The organism is Methylobacterium sp. CCH5-D2 (assembly GCF_001556475.1).
Lineage (GTDB): Bacteria > Pseudomonadota > Alphaproteobacteria > Rhizobiales > Beijerinckiaceae > Methylobacterium > Methylobacterium hispanicum.
Genome location: NZ_LSIX01000216.1, coordinates 1 through 1,616, shown reverse-complemented (window position 1 = coordinate 1,616; position 1,616 = coordinate 1). Strand labels below are relative to the sequence as shown.

Genomic DNA, 1,616 nt, shown 5'->3' with positions numbered 1-1,616 from the left:
GGCTCGGCCGAGCCCGCCCCGAAGGTGGTGCGCGCGCTGGAGCGGATCGCCAGGATCCTCAACGCCCGGCCCGGCCGCATCGTGGTGCGCGGCCACACGGACGGGCGCCCGTTCCGCTCGGAGACCTACGACAACTGGCGCCTCTCCTCGGCCCGCGCCCAGATGGCCTCCTACGCGCTGGTGCGCGCCGGCCTCGACGAGGGCCGCCTGGAGCGCATCGAGGGCTACGCCGACCGCCAGCCCCGCAACCCCGACCCGAAGGCCGCCGAGAACCGCCGCATCGAGATCCTGCTCCGGGGCCAGCCGGAATGAGCGGCGCCTCGAAGACCGTCCGCCTCCGCCCGCGGGGGGTGGCGGTGCGCCTCGCGGCCCTCCTCGCCCTCCTCGCCCTCCTCCTCGCCGCGCCGGCGCTGGCGGCGGGCGGCGGGCACGGGGGCGAGCCCCCGAAGCCCATCGAGCCCCTGCCGGTCGCGCCGCGCGGGCTGCCGGTGGAGCTGGTGCGCACCCTGCAACTGCTTCAGGACCGCATCGCCCGCGGCTCGACCCAGGCCCACGCCGCCCAGCGCCAGCTCCTGGTGCATATCGAGGCCCGCTTCCTCGCCCTGGAGCCCGAGACCTGGGCCGATCCGGCCAACGCGCGCGCGGGCGTCGCCTTCGCGCTGGCGGGCGGCGGGCCCGCGGTGCTGCGGCGGATGCTCGATGGCGCCAAGCTCGGCGAGGCCGAGGTGCCGCTGGTGCAGGGCGCGCTCGCCTACGTGGAGGGCCGGGAGCGGGAGGCGCGCACGCTGCTCGCCCGGTTCGACGCCCGCGAGATGCCCCCGGGTCTGGCCGGCCAGCTCGCCCTGACCCAGGCCGCCGTCACCGTGCGCGAGGCCCCGCGCCGGGCGCTGGAACTCCTGGGCCAGGCGCGGCTGCTCGCGCCCGGCACCCTGGTGGAGGAGGGGGCGCTGCGCCGCGAGATCTTCGTGGTGGCGCAAGGGGGCGACGCCGAGCGCTTCGAGGCCCTGTCGATCCAGTACCTGCGCCGCTTCCGACGCTCGGTCTACGCGGGCAATTTCCGCCAGCGCTTCGCTGCGGCCCTGACCCGGCTCGACTTCGCCAGCGACGGGGCGCGGGACGCGCAGCTCGCCCGCATGCTCGACGAGATCGAGCCGGAGGGCCGGCGCGACCTCTACCTGCTCGTCGCCCGGGCCGGGCTGGACGGGGGCCGGCGCACCACCGCCCTGTTCGCGGCCGAGCGCGCCGCCGGCCTCGCCGGGCCGGATTCCCGCGCCGCCGCCCAGGCCCGGCTCTACCGCGCCGCCGCGCTCGTCGTGGTGGACGGGCGCCTCGACGAGAGCGTCGAGGCGCTGCGAACCATCGACCGGGCGCAGCTCGGCGAGGCCGACCGGCGCCTCCTCGACGAGGCGCTCTCGGCCGCGACCCAGATCCGCATCCCCGCGCAAGCCGGCTCTGCCAAGCCCGACCCCGTGCCGGCCGGCGCCCGTGCGCTGCCCGAGGCCGCCGCGATCGGGCGCGCCCAGGAGGCGCTGGCGCGCATCGACCGCCTGATGGACGACAGGAGCGACCCGTGACCGCCCTCGACGCCCTGCTGCCCGGCCTGCGGCAGCGCCCCG

Annotated in this window: 2 protein-coding genes; both read left to right on the top strand. The window is 78.0% G+C overall.

Annotation, left to right across the window (positions count from 1 at the left end):
• Positions 1-312, top strand: a 312-nt coding sequence (locus AX737_RS05585) for an OmpA family protein (RefSeq protein ID WP_156453550.1), incomplete at its 5' end; no start/stop codon positions are given.
• Positions 309-1,574, top strand: coding sequence for a chemotaxis protein MotC (locus AX737_RS05580; protein ID WP_082772903.1), 1,266 nt, complete (start codon positions 309-311; stop codon positions 1,572-1,574). The genes AX737_RS05585 and AX737_RS05580, both read left to right, overlap by 4 nt.
• Positions 1,575-1,616 lie beyond the last annotated feature (42 nt).

Bases quoted from the DNA above. Each gene is read 5' to 3' on its own strand.
- AX737_RS05580 (WP_082772903.1), top strand. From the start codon at position 309: ATGAGCGGCGCCTCGAAGACCGTCCGCCTCCGCCCGCGGGGGGTGGCG.